Origin of the sequence: Stenotrophomonas sp. 2YAF22, from assembly GCF_052114665.1 — a bacterium.
In the GTDB taxonomy this organism is placed as follows: Bacteria; Pseudomonadota; Gammaproteobacteria; order Xanthomonadales; family Xanthomonadaceae; genus Stenotrophomonas; species Stenotrophomonas indicatrix.
In genome coordinates this window covers 1-3,107 of record NZ_JBFRFE010000529.1, presented here as the reverse complement: position 1 = coordinate 3,107, position 3,107 = coordinate 1, and the positions used below count along the sequence as shown (strand labels likewise).

Here is a 3,107-nt window from a genome sequence, read left to right as displayed (position 1 = left end):
AGCAGACCCTGCACAGTTCGCTGACGGTGATCGGCCTGCTGGYCCTGTGGTGGGTGGACCGGCGCTGGCAGCTGGGCAACGGTGCGTTCATCGCCATCTGCGGCTTCATCGCCATCCACTGCGTGGCCGCGCGCTGGCTGTATTCCAACGTGCCGTATGACGCGTGGTTGCAGGCGCTGCTGGGATGGTCGCCGGATGCGGCCTTTGGCTGGCAGCGCAACCACTTCGATCGCCTGATCCACTTCCTCTATGGCGTCTGCTTCACCCCGGCGTTGCTGCAGCTGGCGCGACATTCCTGGCCTGCGCTGCGCATCGGCCAGGCATTCACCCTGTCACTGATGGCGGTGATGTGCTCCAGCCTGGTGTATGAGTGGCTGGAATGGGGCATCGCCCTTGCCCTGTCGCCGGAAGCGGCCGAAGCCTACAACGGCCAGCAGGGCGACATGTGGGACGCGCATGCGGACATGCTGCTGGCGACCCTGGGCAGCCTGCTGCTGTGGCCGCTGGTACGCCGGAGCGTGGTGCGATGAGCATCTGCCGAATCGCCGTGCTGGCATCCGGGCGCGGCAGCAACCTGCAGGCCATTGTCGACGCCATCGCGGCAGGGCGACTGCAGGCCGAGATTGTCGGCGTGTTCTCCGATCGTCCCGATGCGACCGCCCTGGAGCGGGTGGCAACGGATCGGCGCTGGGGGCATGCGCCGAAGGAATTCAGCAACCGCGCCGCCTACGAGCAGGCACTGGGTGATGCGCTGGCAGCATCCACGCCGGACTGGATCGTCTGCGCGGGCTACATGCGCATCCTCGGCGCCGATTTCGTGCAGCGGTTCAATGGCCGCCTGGTCAACATCCACCCCTCGCTGCTGCCGCTGCACAAGGGCCTGCACACCCATGCACGGGCGCTTGAGGCCGGCGATAGCGAGCACGGCGCCAGCGTGCACCTGGTGGTGCCGGAACTGGATGCCGGCGCGGTGCTGGCGCAGGCCCGGGTTCCGGTGCTTGCCGGCGACGATGCGCAGACCCTGGCCGAACGCGTGCTTGCGGTAGAGCATCCCCTGCTGATCGCCACCCTGAAGCTGCTCTGTGAGGGGCGTCTGGCTGAACGGGAAGGCCAGCCGACGTTCGACGGTCACCCCCTGTTTAGCCCCTTGGCTCTAGATTCCGCCGGAAACCTGAACCGGTAACGCCCGTGCACACGCCCCGCTGACTGCGGGGCTGGCATCCTGCTCCCCTCCTGCGGTTCCTGTCGGCCATGAAGACCACGTCCCTGCTGCGTACAACTCTGCTGCTGCCGCTTGCCGTCCTCGCCTGTGCGGGCTGGGGGCAGGCAACAGCGCCTGCTGCGCCGGCACCTGCCGAGGTGGCACCGCCGGTGCTGCCCGCCCTGGCTTGGGAGCCGCCGCCGCTGCAGCCGTTCAGCGCGACCTATCAGGCGTTCTACAGGGGCAAGGAAGCAGGCGATGCGACCATGCAGGTGACCCACACCGGCGGCAGCCAGTGGCGGGTGGACATGCAGGTGGTCGGCCGCCGCGGCTTTGCCAGCGTGCTCGGCCTGAACATCGAGCAGAGCACGGTGTTCGAAGAGCGCAGCGGTGTGTACGCGCCGCTCAGCCAGAGCACGGTGCGCAAGGGCCTGTTCCTTGGCAAGAAGGCGGTCGGCACCTACAACTGGCAGGCCGGCACCGCGCAGTGGAGCGGCGACGTGGAAAAGAAGCGCGCCCAGCCGATTCCACTGCAGGCCGGCGACCAGAGCGCGTTGCTGATCAACCTGGCGATCATGCGCGACGCGCGTCCCGGCGCGGCTATGCACTATCGCTACGTCGACATGGGCAAGGTGCGCCAGCACGATTACCAGGCCGCGCCGCAGACCGAGAACGTCGAGGTCGGCGACCTGTCCTACAACGCGCTGCGGGTGTATCGCACCAACGGCGGCAACAATGAAACCATTCTCTGGATCGCCAACGGTGTCCCCACCCCGGTGCGCATCCTGCAACGTGAAGACGGCGAAGATCGCGTCGATCTGCGCCTGATCGAATACCAAGGAGTCTGAGCATGAACACCCTGACCCGCCCCCTGACCTGGATCGCCGCTGCCGCACTGTCGGTGGCCAGCCTGCCGGCCATGGCCCTGCAGCCGTTCAAGGCCGACTACCTCGCCAGCTACATGGGCATGCAGGCCAACGGCAGCATGACCCTGGCCAGCGAAGGCACCAACAAGTGGCGTTACAGCCTGCAGGTCAAGAACCAGCTGGCGGACCTGAGCCAGACCACCGTGTTCGAGGAAGTGCGTGGGCAGCTGCGTCCGCTCAGCAGTCAGGACCGCTCTGCGCTGCTGGTGAAAAAGCGCAATGTGCAGGCCAACTACAACTGGACCAGCAACCAGGCCACCTGGACCGGCGACATCAAGCCTGACCGCGCCGGACCGATCGCCCTGAAGGCCGGCGACATGGACGCGCTGCTGATCAACCTGGCCATCGCCCGCGACCTGGCTGCCGGCAAGCCGCTGACCTATCGCATGGTCGACGAGGGCCGCATCAAGAACATGACCTACCGCGTGGTGGGCAAGGAATCGGTCACCGTTGGCGGCAAGAGCTACGAGGCGACCAAGGTCTCGCGCGTCGACGGCAACAAGGAGCTGATTGCCTGGATCGTGCCGGAGTTCCCGGTGCCGGCGCGCATGCTGCAGCGTGAGAGCGGCCGCGATGCGCTGGACCTGACCATCAAAGCGATGAACTGACCGACGATGCGCGCCATCCACGCATGGCGTGGATCTACTGGGACGCAAAGTAGATCCACGCCATGCGTGGATGGATGTCCCAGAAAAAACGCCCGCTTTCGCGGGCGTTTTTTTCACTTTTTCGTTTCTTCCGCCGGCTTGAACTCGGTGCGGCAGTCCACCCGGATCTGCTCGCCCGTGGATCGACGCACGAAGGTACGGCAATGGCGGTTGCCGTCCTGGCTGTCGTTGACCGCCACCGCGTAGAACGACTGGATGATCTCGTCGCGGGTCACCGTGCCGTCGCCATTCCAGTCCATGTCCTTCTGCTCGATGCCCTTGGTGATGGCGATGTTGGCGTACCAGGCATAGCCCAGCCACGCCAGCACGATC

The 3,107-nt window shown here is 66.1% G+C and carries 5 protein-coding genes; 4 read left to right on the top strand and 1 reads right to left on the bottom strand.

Translation table 11 applies throughout. The annotated features are described in order from the left end of the window. The 4 genes from AB4Y84_RS17645 to AB4Y84_RS17630 form a co-directional block, all read left to right on the top strand. Window positions 1-530 (top strand): DUF2238 domain-containing protein (locus AB4Y84_RS17645; protein ID WP_442250558.1); only part of this gene is annotated, 530 nt, incomplete at its 5' end. Next, on the top strand, window positions 527-1,183 hold the full coding sequence (gene purN / locus AB4Y84_RS17640) for a phosphoribosylglycinamide formyltransferase (protein WP_394196260.1): 657 nt from the start codon (window positions 527-529) through the stop codon (window positions 1,181-1,183). The genes AB4Y84_RS17645 and purN, both read left to right, overlap by 4 nt. 68 nt (window positions 1,184-1,251) lie before the next feature. After that, on the top strand, window positions 1,252-2,049 hold the full coding sequence (locus AB4Y84_RS17635) for a DUF3108 domain-containing protein (protein ID WP_394196262.1): 798 nt from the start codon (window positions 1,252-1,254) through the stop codon (window positions 2,047-2,049). 2 nt (window positions 2,050-2,051) lie between these two features. After that, window positions 2,052-2,735: a DUF3108 domain-containing protein gene (locus AB4Y84_RS17630; protein WP_025874011.1), complete on the top strand. Its 684-nt coding sequence runs from the start codon at window positions 2,052-2,054 to the stop codon at window positions 2,733-2,735. A 113-nt stretch (window positions 2,736-2,848) separates the two neighbouring features. Here the strand turns inward: AB4Y84_RS17630 and AB4Y84_RS17625 are convergent, their stop codons facing one another. Beyond that, window positions 2,849-3,106, bottom strand: coding sequence for an EF-hand domain-containing protein (locus AB4Y84_RS17625; protein WP_442250557.1), 258 nt, complete (start codon window positions 3,104-3,106; stop codon window positions 2,849-2,851). Between the last annotated feature and the right edge of the window lies 1 nt (window position 3,107).